This is a genomic window from Klebsiella sp. JN_Kp122, assembly GCF_040062085.1.
Taxonomy (GTDB): domain Bacteria; phylum Pseudomonadota; class Gammaproteobacteria; order Enterobacterales; family Enterobacteriaceae; genus Klebsiella; species Klebsiella aerogenes.
The window spans coordinates 167,326-186,463 of sequence record NZ_JBEAHW010000001.1 but is presented as its reverse complement, the minus strand read 5'-3'; the positions used below and the strand labels follow the sequence as shown (position 1 = coordinate 186,463).

The following is a 19,138-nucleotide window of genomic DNA, read 5'->3' as shown; positions in this document are numbered from 1 at the left end:
CCTTATTAAGCTAGCTGCAAAATATCCCCTGTAGCCGGCGCCTGTGCGCCGGCGAGCCACAGTTTTCCCCAGGCGCCGGTACAGTGGCAGGCCAAAATTTTCTCCACCTGCAGCTGTTGTAAATAACTTCGGACCTGCCAGACCCTGGCGACGGATGCGGCGCGCAGGTGTAGCCCACCGATCAATGCGTGGACCCGCTCGATACCGGTGATATTCTGACAATGCCGCACAATGTTCTCTACGCCACGATGTCCGCAGCCGCAGATGATGACCAGACCGTGGTCAGAAAGATAGATAAGGACGCCTTCATCGACGATATAATCAGGCGTCAACGGCGAGCTGGCTAAAACGCCAAAGGATTGCGGACGGTTTACCACAATCTCGCCGGACCACAACAGACGTTCGCTGATGGCAAACGGCTGCCGGTAGCATTCCATGCGAAAGCGGGAATAGTCGAGCTCAAGCGAGAGTTTTTTGATTTTGCGTACGTGCCGGCCAAGGCTGATAGCGGCATAGCGCGGTTGGCTAAGCTGTGGATGACAAATAATTCGGCTCCCCTCCGGCAGCCAGGGGACGCCACCGCAGTGATCGTAATGGCCGTGTGATAATACCGTCGCGGTCAAGTTATCCAGTTTAATCCCCATCCGCTGCGCATTCTTAAGAAAACTGCCGTCAGGGCCGGTATCAAACAGCACTTTGCTGGTTTCATCCTCAAGGAGCAGGCTAAGTCCTGCTTTGGCTGTCAACGCCGGATCGGCGTGCGCCGCAAGGCGATTTTCCAGTAATACCCTGATGGTTAAGGCCATTATTTCATTCATCCCTGTTATATATGCACGACCAGTGTAACGAAGAAACCCTGCAATCTGTGTGATGAGCGCCGCACCTTTCGCCCCGAAAAAAGTGACCCTGTCACTAAAAAACAACTTCACAACCGCGCTACGTCCTCTATGCTGATAGACGCGGATCGTTAACTTGAGGTTATCTATGGCAGACTGGAATCCCTCGCTGTATCTGAAATTTGCTGATGAGCGCACCCGACCGGCGGCTGAGTTAACGGCGCGTATTGCGCAACAGCCGGTCAAGCTGGCTGTGGATCTGGGCTGCGGTCCAGGCAACAGCACGGCCTTACTGCGTGCAGCGTGGCCTGAAGCGCGAATTATTGGCGTTGATAATTCCGCCGCCATGCTGGCACAGGCGGCGCAAGCGCTTCCCGATTGTGAGTTTATCACCGCAAATATAGAAGACTGGCAGCCATCTGAGCCCGCAGACGTGATCTATGCCAATGCCTCTTTACAATGGCTCACAGACCATCAAACGCTGTTCCCGCGACTGGCCGGCCAGTTAAGCGATGGCGGCGTTCTGGCGGTTCAGATGCCGGATAACTGGCAAGAGCCCTCTCATACCCTGATGCGTCAGGTCGCTGAAGAGCTGGGATTTCCGGAAAGTGGCCGACAGCCGCTCCCCAGCGTCCAGCTGTATTACGACATGCTGAGCAACAGCGGTTGCGAGGTGGACATCTGGCGCACCACCTATTATCACCCTCTGGAATCGCACCAGGCGATCGTTGACTGGCTGCAGGCAACCGGTCTGCGCCCGTATCTGCAGAATCTTGATGAAGCAGAAAAGAACGTGTTTTTAGAGCGTTATCTGACGCTGTTACAACAACATTATCCGTTACAGTGTAACGGGAAAGTGCTGTTATTGTTCCCGCGGCTGTTTATTGTGGCCCGACTCCTGGTTAACGCGTAGTCGCCAGTTCGACATCAACGTTAAGCGCATTCAGCTGATTTACTACACTGCCGCTCAGCCGGTCATCGCTGATGATGACATCAAGCTCGCTCAGCGGCAGGATCAGGTAATTCGCCATTTTTCCATATTTTGATGAGTCGCTTAGCAGGATACATTTTTCACTTACCTTCGCCACGGTCTGTTTCACGATGGCTTTATTTTCGTTGGGCGTCGACAGTCCGCGCAAATTCCATGATGACGCCGAAATAAACGCGACATCGATAAACAGGTTCTCCAGCATTTTTGCCGTCAGGTGGCCAACGGTCGACTGATTCTCACGGCATAAGCGTCCGCCGGTATGGATCAATTCACATTGCCCGCGTTCAATCATCAAATTGGCAATGGCGAAATCATTGGTGATGATCAGCAAGTCCTGACGCTCAACCAGGTTTTCGGCCAGTGCGAGCGTCGTGGTCCCGGCATCCAGATAGACGGTGCTGTTCGCGGGAATATGCTTAAGCGCCGCCAGACCAATAGCCTCCTTTTCCTGGGGAAACATAAGCGTTTTATCGCGATGCGAAGGTTCATTCAGCAGGCGGGTTCGTTGCGGAAGTGCCACACCCCCCGATACGCTGGCCAGCACGTTAAGCTGCTCCAGGCGCTGAATATCGCGCCGGATTGTCATATGCGACACGCCCAGCGCCTCGACCAGTTCGACGACGCTGACCACCCCTTTGTCTTTAATGATTTCCAATATCTTCTCTTGTCTCTCCAATGGCAGCATCGATTTCTCCTGATGGTGTCTCGCTATCTCATATTTTCACATTTTATCACATCATCCAGGGCTGTACACCGGATTAACAGTGCCAGTTAATGTGAAAAATAGATAATAAATGTTATTTATTGTGATCGTCATCGCTGTATTCATCACCTCAATCATTGATATTAACATTTAACAACAGATAATACCGTAAATTAACACTCGCTGTATGAGGGGACAGGATATGAGAGCAGGCATAATTGCCGATGATTTTACCGGCGCGACGGATATCGCCAGTTTTCTGGCTAATAACGGAATAGCGACCAGCCTGTTTAGCGGCGTCCCCGGTGAAGATTACCAGGGCGATGCTCGCGCATTAGTCGTGAGTCTGAAATCACGTTCTGTTTCAGCCAAAGAATCTGTGACGCTGTCACTGAATGCGCTGCACTGGTTGCAACAACAGGGGTGCGATCGCTTTTATTTTAAGTACTGCTCCACCTTCGATAGCACGAGAAAGGGGAATATCGGCCCGGTAACCGATGCCTTAATGGATGCGCTGGGCGTCGCAACCACGGTGATCTCTCCGTCGTTGCCTATTAACGGTCGTACGGTGTATCAGGGACATTTATTCGTAGAAGACCGCCTGCTACAGGAGTCCGGTATGCGCAATCATCCGGTCAATCCCATGGATGACAGCGATCTGCGCCGTTTGATGGAACGCCAGTCTCGCGGCACATGCGCTCTTATCAATGTGCAGATTCTGGAGTCCGGCGAGGCAGCCGTGCGCGACGAGATCCAAACTTTATCCGCCTCGGGTTATCGTTATATCGCGCTGGACGCAATAAACGAGAAACATCTGCAAATTCAGGGGCAAGCGTTGCACGATATGAAGCTGGTTACCGGTGGTTCCGGCTTAGCCGCGGGTCTCGCGCGTTGCTGGGCCAACGCCACGGAGCCTTCCCTTCCCTTTAGCGTCACCACGCCAGCGGCCTGTACGGTAGTATTATCCGGGTCCTGCTCTATGAGAACTCAGGCACAGGTGGAAAAATACCGCCAACTGGCGCCAACGCTGGCCGTGGACGTGGCAGGATTGCTTGATAAACGCTGGACGCTTGATGAGTATTGCGGTCAGATCGTTGAATGGCTGCACCAGCAGTCCGACGCGGCCATGGCGCCAATGGTTTACGCCACGACTTCGGTCGCAGAGCTGCACAACATCCAACAGCGCTATGGCGCCGAGCCAAGTCGGTTGATCGTTGAGACGCTGTTTTCTCAATTAGCAAAACAACTTGCGCAGCAAGGCGTGAGCCGGTTCATCGTCGCGGGCGGAGAGACCTCCGGCGCGGTAACGCAAGCGCTTGATATTCGCCATTTCACTATTGGCGCCGCGGTCTCACCCGGCGTTCCATGGATCAAGGCAGATTCCCGGCCGCTTATCCTGCTGCTCAAATCGGGTAATTTTGGCGATGACAATTTCTTTGCCCGCGCGCAGACCGCGGAGGCTTGTGCATGAACGAGTCATCCTTACGCCAACAGATGGTCTCTATCGCTCGCTCTTTCTTTAATCGCGGCTATGCAACCGGTTCGGCTGGCAATCTTTCCGTCCAGCTTGCTGACGGCACGATTCTGGCCACCCCGACAGGCTCCTGTCTTGGCGAGCTTAACGCCGAAGAATTGTCGCACGTGACTCTGAGCGGTGAATTGCTCTCGGGTTTAAAACCCTCAAAAGAGGTGAGTTTTCATCTCGCGCTGTACCGCAACAATCCGCAGTGTCGCGCCGTCGTCCATCTGCATTGCCATTACCTGACGGCCCTATCCTGCCTGCAGGACCTGGACCCGGCTAATACCCTGCCGGCCTGTACACCGTATGTGGTCATGCGGGTCGGCGAAATACCGCTGGTCCCCTATTTCCGCCCAGGCGATCCGCAGATTGGCCAATGGCTCGGCGAACGCGCCGCGCAGCATAAGGCTTTTTTGCTGGCTAATCATGGCCCGGTGGTGGTGGGTAAATCGCTACGCGATGCCGCCGACAATCTGGAAGAGATGGAAGCGTCCGCCCGCCTGTTCTTCACGTTGAAAAACAGCCCGGTGAACTATCTCGATCATCAACAAATGACTGTGCTTCGAGGAATGCAATAATGTTGAAACTTGCTGCCAATTTATCGATGTTATTCGGCGAAAATCCGCCTCTGGAGCGCTTCTCCCTGGCGGCCAGAGCCGGTTTTAATGCCGTTGAGATGTGGTTCCCTTACGAATATCCCGTAGAGACCGTCGCCCGCGAATTAGAGAAACATCACCTCAAGCTTATCGGCATTAATACTCCGGCAGGCAATACCGCACGCGGCGAATGGGGATTATCGGCTTTACCTGGCCGTGAAGAGGAAGCCCGCAAAGCCATTGATTTAGCCATTCACTATGCTGCGGCTCTGCAGTGCCCGGCGATACATGTTATGGCGGGCGTCACCGAAGGGTTCGATCGGCAGCACTGTGCGGACACGTTTATTGACAACGTACGCTACGCGGCGGATCTGGCCAAACCGCATAACATCACCATTTTGCTTGAAGGTTTATCGCCCGCCACCCGTCCGGGTTATTTATTTTCCAGCCAATATCAGGCGATGGAATATATTCGCCAGGCGGACCGCGACAATATTCGACTGCAGCTTGATATTTTCCATGCCCAGCAGGTCGATGGCAATCTAACGTATTTATTGAAAAACTATAAAGAGTATATCGGCCATATTCAGATTGCGTCGGTACCGGCGCGCCAGGAACCGATTGACGGCGAAGTGGATTATCAATGGATTTTCGCCGTACTCGAGCAGGAAAAATATGATGGTTACGTCGCCGCGGAATATAGTCCTCGCGCCGGAACGCAAGTCGGACTGGATTGGGCGCAAGCCTGGTTAAATAACTAAAACCTACATAATATCAATGCCTCAGTGAGCGCCGATGCGCGCTCATTTTTCGGAGATAGAACTATGTCAAACCACTCTGCGTTGAGCCTGGAGGGCGTTGCGCCTGCCATAAATGAAGAGTTAGTGTGGAAGAAAGTCGTCCGCCGCACGCTGCCCTTATTAATGATTTGCTATATTCTGGCCTATCTTGACCGGATCAACGTCAGTATCGCTAAATTACAAATGTCGAGCGATCTGGCATTTTCCGACACCGTTTACGGTATCGGTGCGGGAATATTTTTCATCGGTTTTTTCTTTTTTGAAATTCCCAGTAATATGATCCTTCATCGCTTTGGCGCCAGACGGTTACTTGGTGGTTTACTTATTTCCTGGGCGCTCATTGCGCCGCTGACGGCATTTGTGCGCACGCCGCTGGAGTTTTATACCGTGCGCTTCTTTTTAGGCGTGGCGGAATCTGGCTTTTATCCCGGGGTAATTCTGTATCTTTCGTTCTGGTTCCCCAGCTATCGCCGCGGGCGGATGTTCGCCCTCTTTGCTACCGCCGTACCGCTTTCCGGGATCCTCGGCGCTCCGCTCTCCGGGTGGATTATGGGCCATTTTCATGAGTACGGCGGTCTCGCTGGCTGGAAGTGGTTGTACATTATTGAAGGCGCGCCATCTCTGCTCATTGGCGTGCTGGTGATATTTCTGCTGACCGACCGCATTGCGCAGGCGAAATGGCTGTCAGATGACGAAAAAGCGTTGCTCGAGGCGCGACTGCGCAGCGATGGCAGCCATAAGACCGAACAGCATGGTTCGATGCTGGCTGTTTTGAAGAATCCGAAGGTGTGGTTACTGACTTTTATCTATTTCTGCCTGATTGCCGGGTTCTATACCGTCAGTTTTTGGATGCCAACGCTGATTCATAACGCCGGTGAAGGCGATGTGCTGAAAGTCGGATTGTTAACCGCTATTCCTTATGCCGCAGCGATAGTCACCATGATTGCCGCTTCGCGCAGCGCCGATAAACGCAGAGAACGTCGCTGGCATCTCGCCGCCATCGCCGTCATGAGCGGCCTGGGGATGATTATTGCGGCGCTGTTCAGCCACGATCTGGTGATTGCGATGATCGGTTTAACAATTGGCGCCGCCGGCGGATTGAGCACCCTACCACTCTTCTGGAGCCTGCCGACGGCCTTCCTTGGCGGCGCTTCCGCCGCGGTCGGTATCGCGGTAATCAACTCCTTTGGCAATCTCGCCGGCTTTGTCGCCCCGTGGATTATGGGCCTGCTCACCGATATGACCCATTCGACGCTAACCGGCACCTTAATCATATCCGCGACGCTGTTTATCGGCGCTGCGGCGATATTCCGTATTCCTGCCCGTATGGTTAACCATTAATAATATTGAGAAAATCACCATGAATAATAAATTAACGATTGCCGTCACCGGCGCCGCCGGATTTCTTGGCTCCCAACTGGTCAAGGCGCTACTTCAGCGTGGTTCGCTAAGCGGCCCGCAGGGCGAAACCCAAGAAATCGGTAGACTGATCGCTATCGACCGCGTGGCGTTCCAGGGGATTGACGATAGCCGTTTACAGGTATTAACCGGCGACATCAGCGATAGCGAATGGTTATGTAGCGCGATTCCCGCTCAGGTCGATAGCGTCTTTCATTTAGCCGCCATCGTTTCAAGCCAGGCGGAACAGGACTTCGAGCTGGGGATGAAAATCAACGTTGATGCCTTCCGCCAACTGCTCGAGCACCTGCGTCAGTTGCCGCAGAGCGTCAAACTGGTGACCACCAGTTCGGTGGCGGTATTCGGCGGCGACTTGCCAGAAAAAGTGAGCGATTCACAGGTATGGTTGCCGCAGAGTTCTTACGGCACGCAAAAAGCCATTTGCGATCTGTTACTGGCGGATTATAGCCGTCGCGGTTGGCTTAATGGCAGAAGCCTGCGCATGCCCACCATCGTCGTGCGCCCGGGGAGGCCCAATCAGGCGGCATCGAGTTTTGCCAGCGGTATTATCCGCGAGCCACTTAATGGGGAATCCGCCGTTTGCCCGGTCACAGCGGATACCCGTCTGTGGCTGTTGTCGCCCCGTAACGCAATTAAGGCTTTAATTCACGGGCACGAACTGGCTGAGGCACAGTTGACGGACGGTCGGGTGATTAATCTCTGCGGGCTGTCGGTCAGCGTCGAACAGATGATCGTGGCGTTGCGCCAGGTTGCCGGCAGTGAAGTCGCGCAGCGTATCACCTTCACGCCCGATGCCGCCATTGAACGCATTGTCAATTCGTGGCCCGGCGATTTCGACACGCGCTATGCTCAGCGTCTTGGGTTTAGCGCCAACCACAGCTTCAGCGAAATGATCGAAGAGTATATGGCAGATTACCTCAAATAGGTTCGGTACCAGCGGCGCCTGACGGCGCCGCTGCATGTTACCAGGGGAAGTCGTGAACCAGCGAAAGATCCCAGGCGGTGGCCAGTAACGACAGAAACATAATCAGATTAACGGTAGTTTCGATTCGTTTTTCCATGCTGCTTCTCCTGTGTCGCACAGCTAGAGCTTCATCAGATATCGAACATAATCGTCCGCAGGGGTGAATTCATCATACAGTCGGCGTGCAGGATTATCGTGACGGGTGTGCCAGTACAGCCGCGACCATCCCTGAATTTTACCTTCAGCCTGCAGGGTTCGAATCAGCGTTCTCGCGACTCCCCGCCCGCGGGCTTTTGGTGCAACAAACAGGTCTTCCAGATAACAGACAGGCGTCGTTACCCAGGTGCCTTCGTGAAGTACGCAGATAGCAAACCCCAGCACCTCGCCCTCAACCACGGCTACCCGACCGATCACCGGAGACTGCGGATCCAGCAGACGTCGCCAGGTATGTTCGGTGACGGTTTCCGGCTGCGGGCTATTATAGAACTGCGTGTACCCCTCCCATAACACTCGCCAGGCGCTGTAATCCCGGTCAGTAGGTTCACGTATGTCTATATTCATTGATGGGATCTCCGCACGCTAAACATCATCGTTAAGTCATTATTTTGCTTTCTGAAAATGACTTCAAGCGCCGAGTGCACATTTCATCCCTTTCCCCGCTGCGAAGCGATGTCGGTACGATGTTACTGCAACGGTTTACTGCTAACAACAACCAGAATGTTGTAACTAATGAAAGAGATTAACCCGGCAGCATGCCGGGTCATTGCAGAGGAGCGTTTAGCACAGCGGTTTTACGGCGCTGCGCATGCCGTCACGTAAGATAGCATCCAGATTAGCCGTTACCTGCGCCGTCAGTCCTGGCACCTGCGTCAGATCCTGCTGCCAGTGCGATTCTACCGACAACACCGACGTTACCAGATCCTGCGTTGAAAGCTGGCCATCGCGATGCTGCGCCCACAGCGTCTGAAAGCGTGCGATCCACTCCGCGTCGTCCTGAACCGGGTAGACTTCACCGTTACGCTCACCGCGGTAGAAGGCGATCAATGCCGCCAGCGCGAAAGTCAGGCGCGGTGGCAATTTACCGCTTTGCTTCTGCCCTGCCAGCAGCTGCGGCAGGATACGTGTACGGAACTTAGTCATGCCATTGAGGGCGATGGATAACAGCTGGTGTTTGATATAGGGGTTGCGAAAGCGTCCTGTTACCGCGCTGGCGAATGATTCCAGCTCATCGCGCGGCAGATCGAGAACCGGGATAATCTCCTGATATATCGCTTTTTCGACAAATGCGCAGACTTCCACGTCGTTCATCGCTTCACCAATGGTGTCCAGACCTGCCTGCCAGGCCACCGGCACCAGTGCGGTATGCGCGCCGTTGAGAATCGCTACCTTTCGTTCTTTATACGGTTTGATATCGTCAACAATCAGCACGTTGAGCGGTAATTTATCGAGGCGCAGTTCGGCGGCCAGCGATTTCGGCCCCTGGATCACGAACAGGTAAAAGTGCTCGGCGGTATCAAGAAAGGCATCTTTATAGCCAAGCTGCGTTTCAATCTGCTCCGCTTCATCGCGCGGATAGCCGGTAACGATGCGGTCCACCAGCGTTGAACAGAAGGTGTTCGCCTCTGCAAGCCAGGCGGCAAAGGATTCCGGCAGCGCCCATTCACGCGCATAGCGCAGCACCAGTTCACGCAGCGCCTCGCCGTTATAATCGATGAGCTCACAAGGGATGATAACCCAGCCTTTATCGGCGGCGCCGGCAAAATGGCTGAAGCGTTCGAACAGCAGGCGGGTCAGTTTCGCCGGATAACTTACCGCCGGGGCATCGTCAAAACGGTCCCCGGCATGGTAGCTGATACCCGCCTCGGTGGTGTTGGAGAAGACAAAGCGGATATCCGGATTGTGCGCCAGGCGCAGAAATTCGTCATAGTCGGCGTAGGCGCTAATTTCGCGATTTACCGAACGAATAAGACGCGCATCGCTGACTGCTTCGCCCTTTTCATTCAGTCCGCGAATAATCGTGGTATAGAGGCCGTCCTGAGTGCTCAGCGACGGCGGGAAATCGCTGGCGATGGGTCGGACGATGACCACGCCAGCATTCAGGTCAGTATGCTCGTTAAGCAGGTCAATTTGCCAGTCAACAAACGCGCGCAGAAAGTTACCTTCGCCAAACTGGATGATACGTTCAGGGTACTGCGCGCCGGGGAAATCTCGACGGTTTAAGGTTTTCACAATGGGTTCCCTCTTAGAGTAGTCATACAACCTGAGTAATTGGTCCAATAAGTTATCAGGTTTTATGCTTCGCAAAACCCCGTTTTGATCAAACCTCTTCGCATTATTCTGTCGCCGGGAGGATCTTATAGAACAGCGTGGTGCCCGTCATTTCCCCGTCAGGCATTAAGGCAAACTGCGGAATTTCTCCCGCTTTTTGCCAGCCGCACTGCTGATAGAAGCTCTCCGCGCCGCTGCCGGTGGCGGTATCCAGCACCAGCACGGTTTTCCCGTGCGCCAGTGCAATAGCCTCAAGCTCGCTCATCAGTAACCCGGCGATCCCCTGCCGGCGCGCATTTTGGTGAACCAAAAGCTTGACGACATCGGCGCGGTGCGGCTGGTTTTCCGGCTGGTCGATAATCAACTGGACGGTCCCCACTATCTGCCGTTGTTGGTTTTCGGCCGCCAGAACAATCCGCTCGCCGGCAGCGACGCTTTGCGCCATCCGCTGCCAGAAGCGCTCGCCGGTGTCCGGTGAAAACGGCTGCATAAAACTGACCGAAGCCCCGCCGTTCACGCAGCTGGCGAGGATTTCATTTAATTGCGGAAGGGATTCAAGAATAGATTCACGCGTCAGCGTGCGAAGTGATATAGGTGTGGCCATAGGTTGCTCCCTGAAAATGACCACATCACTATGTTTTTAACTAATATTTAACTCAAGCAAAAAGACCATTGGATTTTCTTATCATACGCCGTCAGGCAGCGCCTGCACGCAAACACGATTGCGCCCGGCCTGCTTGGCGTTGACTAACAGGTCATCCGCTTCCATCAGCAGCTGATTAAACAGCTCGGCGATCCGTCCTTCACCGACTTCGCGGCACTGCAAGCCGAGACTCACCGTCAGGCGAATACGCTGCTGCCCCCAGGTGAACGTTTCCGACTCAATCCCCTGACGAATTTTTTCCGCCAGCAGATGGGATTGTTGAGCATTATCGAGCAGCGCCGCAACGGCAAACTCTTCCCCGCCGATACGCGCCACCATTCCCTCTTCGCCCGCCAGTTCACGTACGCGCTGGGCAAACTGGGTCAGCACGCAGTCACCGCATTCGTGGCCCCAGGTATCATTCACCCGTTTAAAACCATCGATGTCCAGCACCATCACCGAGAGCTGTTTATCCGGGTGCGGCGCCTGGCGTTTCAGCGCCTCGCCCAAACCGGAACGAGAGTAAACCCGGGTCTGAAAATCGAAATCAGCGCGGAGCGCCAGCTGTTTTACCAGGTTATTGATAGCCTCGACGCTGGTCGCCACGATCACCGGGCTAATCAGCATCGCCGCCATGCCGAGACGGGTTGAAAACAGCTGCCACGGCTGCGGACGCGCATCCGGCGACAGATGGATAAGCGAGTTTGCCACCAGCAGAATCTCAGTGATACCGGTAATAAACGTTAGCAGGCAGGTCAGCGGCAATGGATAGCGAATCGCGCACCAGATCAGCGCCGGCAGCGGGAAAGTCAGGCTTCCGGCGCCGCCTACCGCCACGCCGAGCGCCATCGATAGCACCAGCGCTATCACCGGCAGTAGTTGGCTAAAGCGAAAGCGGCCCAGCACCGATGGCAGCGTCAGGGTCAGAATAAACGGCAGGATGAGGACCGCGGTCGAGAACTGCTCGCTAAACCAGTCCGCCAGTTGCGGAATAAAAGTCGCCCGTTCAACATCAACCGAGCCCAACGCGCCAACCGCCGCGCACACCAACGCCGCCAGCAGGCAATAACAAAAAAGATTCAGAGCGTTAATTGGCCCCGGCATCGAATCGGCACGCCGCTTATCCCACAGCACCAGTTGCGCCAGAATGACGATGAAGACGATATTGGAGAAGTTAATCAGCAGCGACGCAAAACCCATGCCCCAACGGGAAGTCAGGCCGTCATAAACCAGCATCGCGGCAAAACAAATAGCGTAAAAATAGCTGCGATTTAGCCAGACGTAGCGTGCGAAAATACCTGCCATAACGGCGTTGAGCGGCCAAAAGAACGAGAGCTCCTGCACCAGACGCAACATAGCGCCCATAAAGTGCAGCAGGATCGTCAGCGTGAATAACACCAGCGCATCGCGCACCGGTTGATCCTCGCGAAATAGCGTGAATGACCGAATCGACAGTGAAGACATTCAGTAATTATCCGTCTAATTGTTTCAGGCAATTATTATGTAAATAATTAGTTAGCGGATTATCATAGCATGAGAATATTTGTTAGGCATACTGCCATGCCTGAGCGTTATCGGTTAACGGTTGGTAATCGCGTTCATTTCCATCACCAGCCAGTGGTGAATCACCTGTACGACGTAACGCTGCTCCTCGCCGCTCAGTTCACGCCCGCGCGGGATCGCATGCCACTTTTCCAGACATCCGCGGCAGCAGGTCGCCGTAGCGTGCTGGGCGATAAATACCGGGTGCCCGCGCATCGGCGTCTGCTTGCCGTCATTAGCAATCTGCGCCGGGGCCAGCCGTTTGGCGATAAAATCCGCCGCGTGGCTGTCGATAATCTCTGGCCCTTTATCATAACAATACTGCCGCTCTTTCACCCCGAGGTGGAAGCGAGAGCGGAATGTTGAACGCCCAAGCCGGGCGAACAGATTTTCCATTGCAGACATCAGAACACCGATCTTCCTAAACGTTGGGTGAGTTTTTCCAGTAAGGCGATCCCCGCCAGCGAGTTACCCGCTTCATCAAGTTCAGGACTCCACACTGCAATCGCCATCTCCTGCGGCACGATCGCCACAATGCCGCCGCCGACGCCGGATTTTGCCGGCAGCCCGACACGCCAGGCGAACTCGCCGGCGTTCTGGTACATGCCGCTGGTCATCATCAGCGCGTTAACCTGTCGCGACTGAATCGGTGCGATGACCGGGTCCGCCAGATGCGGGGCAATCCCCCGATCGGCGAGAAACAGGAAGGTCCGCGCCAGCTCAACGCAGCTCATCTCCAGCGAGCAGTAGTGGAAATAGTTTTGTAGCACCGTGGCGACATCATTATGGAAATTGCCGAAGGATTTCATCAGCCAGGCGATGGCGGCGTTACGCGCGGAGTGTTCGAACTCGGAGCGCGCGACCACCGAATCATAGGCGATATCGTCCACCCCGCTCAGCCGACGCACGATCTCCAGCATTCTCTGACGCGGCGCGCTCAGGCGGCTTTGCAGCATGTCGCAGACCACCAACGCCCCAGCGTTGATAAAAGGATTACGCGGTTTGCCCTGCTCGATCTCCAGCTGCAGTAAAGAGTTAAAGGGCTGGCCGGAAGGATCTTTACCGACGCGCTGCCAGATCTCCTCTTCCTGATAATGGTTCATCGCCACCACCAGACTGAGCACCTTCGAGATAGATTGAATCGAGAAACGTTCGTGGGCATCGCCGGCGCTATAGTGCTGGCCGTCAACCGTACAGATGGCGACGCCCAGTTTATTGCCGCTAACGCGCGCCAGGGCTGGAATGTAGTCCGCTACCTTGCCGCGCCCTATCAGCGGCCTGATTTCTGCCAGAACGGCATCCAGCATTGCATTATTAATAACCGTCGCCACACTCGGCTCCTTGCCCACCATCGAAATTCGGGTGGCGAGTATAGCAGAGCGCGGCGACGGACGTCAGGCGCTAACGTCGATTAGCGACGGTCTTTCCATACGGTTTGAATATTGCAGAACTCATGCAAGCCAAAATGCGACAGTTCCCGACCAAAGCCGCTCTTCTTCACGCCGCCGAACGCCACGCGAGCATCGCTGGCGCTATAGCCATTGATAAACACCCCGCCGCACTCCAGACCACGCGCAAAACGCTCCGCTTCCGCGCTGCTTGACGTAAAGACGGTTGCCGAAAGGCCAAACTCGCTATCGTTAGCCAGTTCAAGGGCATGGGCCGCGTCGCGGGCTTCGCTGATGGTAGCCACCGGCCCGAAAAGCTCCTGACGGAAACCGGTCATCTCCGGGGTCACGTTGGCCAGTACCGTTGGCGCGTAGTAGTTGCCGGCGCCAGCGATTTTCTCGCCGCCAAGCAATAACGTCGCCCCTTCCTTCAGCGTGGCTTCAACCTGTTGATGCAGTTCATCGCGCAAATCAAAACGCGCCATCGGGCCGATATAATTTTGCTCGTCGCGCGGGTCGCCCATTTTCAGCGCTGCCACCGCGGCCACGAATTTTTTAGTAAAAGCGTCGGCGATACCCGCCTCAACGATAAAGCGTTTCGACGCCGCGCAGACCTGCCCGCTGTTCTGATAACGGCCGACAACGGCGGCTTTCACCGCTTCGTCCAGATCGGCATCGTTAAGCACGATGAAGGGATCGGAACCACCGAGTTCCAGCACGCATTTTTTCAGCGCTGCGCCGGCCTGAGCGCCGATTGCCCGCCCGGCGCGTACGCTACCGGTCACCGTGACCGCCGCGATACGATCATCATTGATAATTTGCGAGACGCCTTCATTGGTGGCGTTGATCCAGCCAAAGACGCCAGCCGGCAGACCCGCTTTGGCAAACAGTTCGCCCAGCAGCTGCGCGCTGCCCATCACGTTCGGCGCGTGTTTCAGCAGATAGCTATTCCCAGCCAGCAGAATCGGTACCGCGCCGCGCAGAACCTGCCAGACCGGGAAGTTCCACGGCATCACCGCCAGAATCGGCCCCAGCGGCCGGTATTCAATCACCGCCTTATTATCTTCTACCTGGGTGGCTTCGGTCGCCAGCATCGCCGGGCCATGTTCGGCATACCAGTCGCAGAGATTAGCCGATTTGCTCACTTCGCCGCGTGCCTGGGCGATGGGCTTACCCATTTCAAGGCTGATCATTTGCGCCAGTTCTTCACCGCGGGCGCGCATTGCGCCGCCGACTTTACGCAGCGCGGCGGCGCGATCGGCGACCGTTACCTGGCGCCACTGGCGAAAACCCTGTTGCGCCAGGGCAATGGCTGAATCCACTTGTTGTTCGGTTGACCACGGCAGAGACGACACGACTTCACCAGTGGTCGGGTTCACGGAAACCGCGTGGATGGCAGATAAATTCATGGTTATTCTCTCTGTAGGGATTGCGAAGTGTGGATAGTGTGGCCTACTCTTCCTTTCATTGAAAATGAATAATATTAAGCAATACATTCACAAAAGAAGAATACTATGGACCTTACCCAACTTGAGATGTTTAACGCCGTCGCCAGTACCGGCAGTATTACCCAGGCCGCGCAGAAGGTGCATCGCGTCCCGTCGAATCTGACCACCCGCATTCGCCAACTGGAGGCCGACCTCGGCGTCGAGCTATTTATTCGCGAAAATCAACGGCTGCGTCTGTCGCCCGCCGGGCACAGTTTTTTACGCTACAGCCAGCAAATCCTGGCGTTAGTCGATGAAGCGCGGATGGTGGTCGCCGGCGATGAGCCGCAGGGGCTGTTTTCCCTCGGCTCGCTGGAAAGTACCGCTGCGGTGCGCATCCCCACCACGTTAGCCCTTTTCAACCAGCGTTACCCGAAGATCCACCTGGCGTTGTCCACCGGCCCTTCCGGCACCATGATTGACGGAGTACTGGAAGGCACGCTCAGCGCGGCGTTTGTCGACGGTCCGCTGGTTCATCCCGGTCTGGAGGGGCTACCGGTGTTCCCGGAAGAGATGATGATCGTCGCCCCTTATGGCCATGCGCCGGTAACCCGCGCCAGCGAGGTCAACGGCGCGAATGTCTACGCATTTCGCGCCAACTGCTCCTACCGCCGTCATTTTGAGAGTTGGTTTCACGCCGACCGAGCGACGCCCGGAAGGATCCATGAGATGGAGTCCTACCACGGTATGTTAGCCTGCGTAATCGCCGGCGCTGGGCTGGCGCTGATCCCACGCAGTATGCTGGAGAGTATGCCAGGCCATCAGCAGGTTTCCGCCTGGCCGCTCGCCGAAGAGTGGCGCTGGCTGACGACCTGGCTTGTGTGGCGACGCGGCGCGAAGACGCGCCAGCTGGAGGCATTTATTGAATTGCTGAACGAGGACCGTCAGGCGGCAAGCGCGACATGATGGCCGGACGTTAATCGGCGATAATCAGCCGCGGCGAGAGTTCCTGGAGCGCATCACGGGTCTCCCCTGGCAAATGCGCATCGGTGATGATGTCCGTGAGTGAGTCGAGGTGCGCGATATTGAACAGCGACCAGGCGCCGTATTTCGAACTGTCGGCCAGCAGGATCCGCCGCCGGGCGTTGGCGATCAGATCGCGCTTCAGCGCCGCCTTCTCTTCCGTCGGCGCGGTAATGCCCTTTTGCAAATCCCAACCGTTACAGCTGACGAATGCCAGATCCGGCCACACATTCTGCAGCAAGCGTCGCCCATGCTCACCAATACACGACTGGCTGCTGTCATCGATGCGCCCGCCGATAATCGTCACCTCAATCTGTTTGAATTCAGCCAGAAACAGCGCGATATGCAGATCGCTGGTGATGACCCGCAGCGGCAGATGCGTAATCTGTCGCGCCAGTTCAATCATGGTGGTACCGGCGTCCAGCACAATGGCATCGCCGGCCTTGATAAGCGACGCCGCCGCCCTGGCGATGGCGTATTTCTCCTGAGGGCTACGCTGCGCTTTTTCCAGCGTCGTCGGCTGTGTGGGAATAAATCGGTTGAGCGTCACGCCGCCGTGGGTACGGCTAATGACCCCTTCCTGATCGAGTTTAATCAGATCGCGACGGATGGTCGCCGGCGAGGCGTTAGTTACCGCAACCAGTTGGTCGACCGTTACCAGATTATGGCTTTTCAGGAAGTCCATAATCTGCTCTAACCGATTATATCCCTTCATGTTATTCCTGTGCGATTTGCATGGCGAGCTCAATGGAGGTTGCCATGCTCTCAGACTTCGCTTTACCTGTCCAGGCAATATCAAAGGCGGTGCCGTGGTCCGCGGAAGTGCGGATAAACGGCAACCCGGCGGTGATATTCACCCCATCATAAAATCCAAGCAACTTGAGCGGAATATGCCCCTGATCGTGATACATCGCCACCACCATATCGTACATGCCTTCGTGACACTGCATGAAGACGGTGTCCGGCGGGCACGGTCCGACAACATGGATACCCTGCGCCTCCATCGCCGCGACGGCCGGGGCGACGATACGGATTTCTTCATCGCCAAACAGACCGTTTTCACCGGCGTGCGGGTTCACTCCGGCTACCGCGATGCGCGGCTGCGAATACCCCACGCGGCGTAAAAAATCATCGGCAACCCGGATAACCGTCTCCACCCGCGACTGGCTTAGGGTATCGAGGAAACGCCGCAGCGCGATATGGGTGGTAACGTGGATCACCTTGAGCTTATCGGTGTACAGCACCATGGCATAATCTTTGGTCTGCGTCAGATGGGCCAGCAGTTCGGTGTGTCCAGGGAAATGGTGCCCGGCCAGATGTAACGCCTCTTTATTCAACGGCGCGGTGGCGATAGCTTTGACTTCGCCAGCCAGCGCCAGCGCGGTGGCGCGCTTGATGCAGCGATACGCCAAATCGCCGGCCTGTGCCTGGACTTCGCCTGGCCGCAACGCCTGCGGATCGCTTAACGGTTCATCAATCACGTTAATCGTCGCGGGTGAAAACAGCGCTTCTCTCGGGTGCTCAATAATCCGCAACTCCGCACGCGGGGTAATGTTCAGCGCCAGGATTCGCCGCAGCGTCTGCGCGCAGCCCACGACCACTACCGGCGCACCGCTCAGTTCCCCTTCGCTCAGTGATTTAATAATAATTTCCGGACCAATGCCCGCCGGGTCGCCCATCGTTACCGCAATCATGTTAGACACTCAGTTTCTCCTCAATAAAATTCACGACATCCCGCAGCGTGGTCTCCGTACCGAATCCCCCTGCTTTGGTCATCACCGGACGCGGCCAGCGACTTCCGAGAAAATGGCCGTACGGCACGCATTGCGCCACCCGGCCGGTTATATAAAACCCCTGCGCGCCGAGCGCATGAGCGACGGCGATAGCGACATCGCCGCCGGACAGATAAAGCGCCCCGGGCGCATGTAACTCAACGGCAAGTTGGGTGACCTGCGCGAGATAAGCGCAGATCCGTTCTCCCAGCGACGCGCGGCTCACCCCGCGTTCACGGCACTGCGCCTCAATACCGTGCCGGGCAGCGCTGTCCGCGCAGGTGGTAACCACGCAATGATGACTTGCCGCCAGCACCGCGGCGATTCGCCGGGCATCGGCCAGGGCGTCGCCGTTAAAGGCGCGGGCGGTATCAATCCCGATCCGCTCGACCCGCGGATGGCCGGCCAAAGCGGCGACCTGAGTCTGTGCTATTTCGCTCATGGAGCCGACCACCGCCAGCAACGGCCCGGCCGCATCCCGGCGCAGATAGCGCGCCAGCGCCTCGCAGATCCCCGCAGAGCCCACCAGCAGCGTTTGCCGCGCGCGGCTGGCTACCGCGGCGATAACCTCATCCAGCTGCTCGTCTTCTTCGGCATCAATAATCAACACCCGTGGTTGGTCGCTCTCTTCCGCAAGGGCGGCTGCCAGCTGTCGCACGTCAAGCGAACGGCACGGCAGCTGGCTCTGCATGGCGAGCAATTGCCCAATATCGGCGCTAGTGACCGGGGTTTTGGGGTCGCTGGCGAATTCTGTTTCATTAAGCGCTACACCGTGGACATAACAGCGCCCCCCGCGGGTTATACGCCCTGCCCCCGGAAAGGCAGGCGCGACAACCGCGACAGAGCAGCTCCGCGCACGCATCATCGCCTCCAGTTCCGCGCCGGGGTTGCCGCGCAGGGTGGAGTCGATTTTCTTCACCTGCCAGACGGCGGCGAAATTTGCCGCATCACGGAGTACTGCGTTCACTTTCTCTGCAGCCTGCGCCCTGGAAAGCGCCCGACTATCGCTATTGAGGACCAACGCCCGGGTGGTGGACTGATGGCCGGCGTTAAAGGCCACCTCAACCGCCAGGCCCGCTTCCGCCAGACTGACACCAGCATCATTGGCCCCGGTAAAGTCATCTGCCAGCACCAGAACAGGGTTATCGCCGCAGCTCATTCTCTTTCCTTCATCGCTTATTTGAATCGTTAATGATTATATTCAATCATATTTGATTAAATGTGAGCAAGCTCAAGTTATTAAACGT

Annotated in this window: 19 protein-coding genes; 7 read left to right on the top strand and 12 right to left on the bottom strand. The window is 56.0% G+C overall.

Annotated elements, in window-relative coordinates; translation table 11 throughout:
• Nucleotides 1-5: 5 nt before the first annotated feature.
• Nucleotides 6-806: an MBL fold metallo-hydrolase gene (locus tag ABLU78_RS00910; protein WP_048228733.1), complete on the bottom strand. Its 801-nt coding sequence runs from the start codon at nt 804-806 to the stop codon at nt 6-8.
• Between the two features lie 178 nt (nt 807-984).
• Between ABLU78_RS00910 and tam the strand changes: the two genes are divergently transcribed.
• Nucleotides 985-1,749, top strand: coding sequence for a trans-aconitate 2-methyltransferase (gene tam, locus ABLU78_RS00905; RefSeq protein ID WP_015705336.1), 765 nt, complete (start codon nt 985-987; stop codon nt 1,747-1,749).
• On the opposite strand, the gene ABLU78_RS00900 is transcribed toward tam, so the two are convergent.
• Nucleotides 1,739-2,512 (bottom strand): DeoR/GlpR family DNA-binding transcription regulator, encoded by a 774-nt coding sequence (locus ABLU78_RS00900; RefSeq protein ID WP_015705335.1) that lies wholly within the window; start codon nt 2,510-2,512, stop codon nt 1,739-1,741. The two genes, tam and ABLU78_RS00900, sit on opposite strands and share 11 nt — an antisense overlap.
• 220 nt (nt 2,513-2,732) lie before the next feature.
• On the opposite strand from ABLU78_RS00900, the gene otnK reads away from it, so the two are divergent.
• The 5 genes from otnK to denD all read left to right on the top strand — a co-directional run bounded on the left by otnK (nt 2,733) and on the right by denD (nt 7,789).
• The gene (otnK, locus tag ABLU78_RS00895) at nt 2,733-4,001 is read left to right on the top strand and encodes a 3-oxo-tetronate kinase (RefSeq protein ID WP_048228732.1); all 1,269 of its coding nucleotides are present in this window, start codon (nt 2,733-2,735) and stop codon (nt 3,999-4,001) included.
• Nucleotides 3,998-4,627 carry an aldolase gene (locus tag ABLU78_RS00890; protein WP_032711593.1) on the top strand — a complete coding sequence of 210 codons (630 nt, stop codon included), beginning with the start codon at nt 3,998-4,000 and terminating at the stop codon, nt 4,625-4,627. Before otnK ends, ABLU78_RS00890 begins: the two co-directional genes overlap by 4 nt.
• A complete protein-coding gene (gene otnI / locus ABLU78_RS00885) occupies nt 4,627-5,406 on the top strand; it encodes a 2-oxo-tetronate isomerase (protein WP_348819948.1) in 780 nt (259 codons plus the stop codon). The genes ABLU78_RS00890 and otnI overlap by 1 nt, the downstream gene beginning before the upstream one ends.
• A 63-nt stretch (nt 5,407-5,469) precedes the next feature.
• Complete coding sequence (locus ABLU78_RS00880; RefSeq protein WP_015366709.1) at nt 5,470-6,786, top strand: MFS transporter; 1,317 nt, start codon at nt 5,470-5,472, stop codon at nt 6,784-6,786.
• Nucleotides 6,787-6,805: 19 nt separating this feature from the next.
• On the top strand, nt 6,806-7,789 hold the full coding sequence (gene denD / locus ABLU78_RS00875) for a D-erythronate dehydrogenase (RefSeq protein ID WP_048228731.1): 984 nt from the start codon (nt 6,806-6,808) through the stop codon (nt 7,787-7,789).
• A gap of 159 nt (nt 7,790-7,948) precedes the next feature.
• Here the strand turns inward: denD and ABLU78_RS00870 are convergent, their stop codons facing one another.
• The 7 genes from ABLU78_RS00870 to sad all read right to left on the bottom strand — a co-directional run bounded on the left by ABLU78_RS00870 (nt 7,949) and on the right by sad (nt 15,078).
• The gene (locus ABLU78_RS00870; RefSeq protein ID WP_032711589.1) at nt 7,949-8,389 is read right to left on the bottom strand and encodes a GNAT family N-acetyltransferase; all 441 of its coding nucleotides are present in this window, start codon (nt 8,387-8,389) and stop codon (nt 7,949-7,951) included.
• Between the two features lie 216 nt (nt 8,390-8,605).
• Nucleotides 8,606-10,057: a tagaturonate reductase gene (locus ABLU78_RS00865; protein ID WP_048228730.1), complete on the bottom strand. Its 1,452-nt coding sequence runs from the start codon at nt 10,055-10,057 to the stop codon at nt 8,606-8,608.
• A gap of 103 nt (nt 10,058-10,160) precedes the next feature.
• The gene (locus ABLU78_RS00860; protein WP_048228729.1) at nt 10,161-10,700 is read right to left on the bottom strand and encodes a GNAT family N-acetyltransferase; all 540 of its coding nucleotides are present in this window, start codon (nt 10,698-10,700) and stop codon (nt 10,161-10,163) included.
• An 81-nt stretch (nt 10,701-10,781) separates the two neighbouring features.
• Nucleotides 10,782-12,203, bottom strand: coding sequence for a GGDEF domain-containing protein (locus ABLU78_RS00855; RefSeq protein WP_015366715.1), 1,422 nt, complete (start codon nt 12,201-12,203; stop codon nt 10,782-10,784).
• Nucleotides 12,204-12,317: 114 nt separating this feature from the next.
• A complete protein-coding gene (locus ABLU78_RS00850) occupies nt 12,318-12,686 on the bottom strand; it encodes a DUF4186 domain-containing protein (RefSeq protein WP_015366716.1) in 369 nt (122 codons plus the stop codon).
• On the bottom strand, nt 12,686-13,612 hold the full coding sequence (gene glsB, locus ABLU78_RS00845; RefSeq protein ID WP_015366717.1) for a glutaminase B: 927 nt from the start codon (nt 13,610-13,612) through the stop codon (nt 12,686-12,688). Before glsB ends, ABLU78_RS00850 begins: the two co-directional genes overlap by 1 nt.
• An 80-nt stretch (nt 13,613-13,692) precedes the next feature.
• On the bottom strand, nt 13,693-15,078 hold the full coding sequence (sad, locus tag ABLU78_RS00840; RefSeq protein WP_048228727.1) for a succinate-semialdehyde dehydrogenase: 1,386 nt from the start codon (nt 15,076-15,078) through the stop codon (nt 13,693-13,695).
• Nucleotides 15,079-15,183: 105 nt separating this feature from the next.
• Here sad and ABLU78_RS00835 point away from each other — a divergent pair, with 105 nt between their 5' ends.
• The gene (locus ABLU78_RS00835) at nt 15,184-16,062 is read left to right on the top strand and encodes a LysR family transcriptional regulator (protein ID WP_015366719.1); all 879 of its coding nucleotides are present in this window, start codon (nt 15,184-15,186) and stop codon (nt 16,060-16,062) included.
• Between the two features lie 10 nt (nt 16,063-16,072).
• On the opposite strand, the gene ABLU78_RS00830 is transcribed toward ABLU78_RS00835, so the two are convergent.
• The 3 genes from ABLU78_RS00830 to ABLU78_RS00820 are packed head-to-tail and all read right to left on the bottom strand — an operon-like array spanning nt 16,073 to nt 19,050.
• A complete protein-coding gene (locus tag ABLU78_RS00830; RefSeq protein WP_015366720.1) occupies nt 16,073-16,834 on the bottom strand; it encodes a DeoR/GlpR family DNA-binding transcription regulator in 762 nt (253 codons plus the stop codon).
• A gap of 1 nt (nt 16,835) precedes the next feature.
• On the bottom strand, nt 16,836-17,822 hold the full coding sequence (locus tag ABLU78_RS00825) for a D-threonate 4-phosphate dehydrogenase (protein WP_015705322.1): 987 nt from the start codon (nt 17,820-17,822) through the stop codon (nt 16,836-16,838).
• Nucleotides 17,815-19,050 (bottom strand): four-carbon acid sugar kinase family protein, encoded by a 1,236-nt coding sequence (locus ABLU78_RS00820; protein ID WP_048228726.1) that lies wholly within the window; start codon nt 19,048-19,050, stop codon nt 17,815-17,817. The genes ABLU78_RS00825 and ABLU78_RS00820 overlap by 8 nt, the downstream gene beginning before the upstream one ends.
• Between the last annotated feature and the right edge of the window lie 88 nt (nt 19,051-19,138).

Excerpts from the sequence above, each read along its gene's own strand:
- ABLU78_RS00910 (WP_048228733.1), bottom strand. The coding sequence starts at position 806 with ATGGCCTTAACCATCAGGGTATTACTGGAAAATCGCCTTGCGGCGCAC.
- tam (WP_015705336.1), top strand. The coding sequence starts at position 985 with ATGGCAGACTGGAATCCCTCGCTGTATCTGAAATTTGCTGATGAGCGC.
- ABLU78_RS00900 (WP_015705335.1), bottom strand. The coding sequence starts at position 2,512 with ATGCTGCCATTGGAGAGACAAGAGAAGATATTGGAAATCATTAAAGAC.
- otnK (WP_048228732.1), top strand. The coding sequence starts at position 2,733 with ATGAGAGCAGGCATAATTGCCGATGATTTTACCGGCGCGACGGATATC.
- ABLU78_RS00890 (WP_032711593.1), top strand. The coding sequence starts at position 3,998 with ATGAACGAGTCATCCTTACGCCAACAGATGGTCTCTATCGCTCGCTCT.
- otnI (WP_348819948.1), top strand. The coding sequence starts at position 4,627 with ATGTTGAAACTTGCTGCCAATTTATCGATGTTATTCGGCGAAAATCCG.
- ABLU78_RS00880 (WP_015366709.1), top strand. The coding sequence starts at position 5,470 with ATGTCAAACCACTCTGCGTTGAGCCTGGAGGGCGTTGCGCCTGCCATA.
- denD (WP_048228731.1), top strand. The coding sequence starts at position 6,806 with ATGAATAATAAATTAACGATTGCCGTCACCGGCGCCGCCGGATTTCTT.
- ABLU78_RS00870 (WP_032711589.1), bottom strand. The coding sequence starts at position 8,389 with ATGAATATAGACATACGTGAACCTACTGACCGGGATTACAGCGCCTGG.
- ABLU78_RS00860 (WP_048228729.1), bottom strand. The coding sequence starts at position 10,700 with ATGGCCACACCTATATCACTTCGCACGCTGACGCGTGAATCTATTCTT.
- ABLU78_RS00855 (WP_015366715.1), bottom strand. The coding sequence starts at position 12,203 with ATGTCTTCACTGTCGATTCGGTCATTCACGCTATTTCGCGAGGATCAA.
- ABLU78_RS00850 (WP_015366716.1), bottom strand. The coding sequence starts at position 12,686 with ATGTCTGCAATGGAAAATCTGTTCGCCCGGCTTGGGCGTTCAACATTC.
- sad (WP_048228727.1), bottom strand. The coding sequence starts at position 15,078 with ATGAATTTATCTGCCATCCACGCGGTTTCCGTGAACCCGACCACTGGT.
- ABLU78_RS00835 (WP_015366719.1), top strand. The coding sequence starts at position 15,184 with ATGGACCTTACCCAACTTGAGATGTTTAACGCCGTCGCCAGTACCGGC.
- ABLU78_RS00830 (WP_015366720.1), bottom strand. The coding sequence starts at position 16,834 with ATGAAGGGATATAATCGGTTAGAGCAGATTATGGACTTCCTGAAAAGC.
- ABLU78_RS00820 (WP_048228726.1), bottom strand. The coding sequence starts at position 19,050 with ATGAGCTGCGGCGATAACCCTGTTCTGGTGCTGGCAGATGACTTTACC.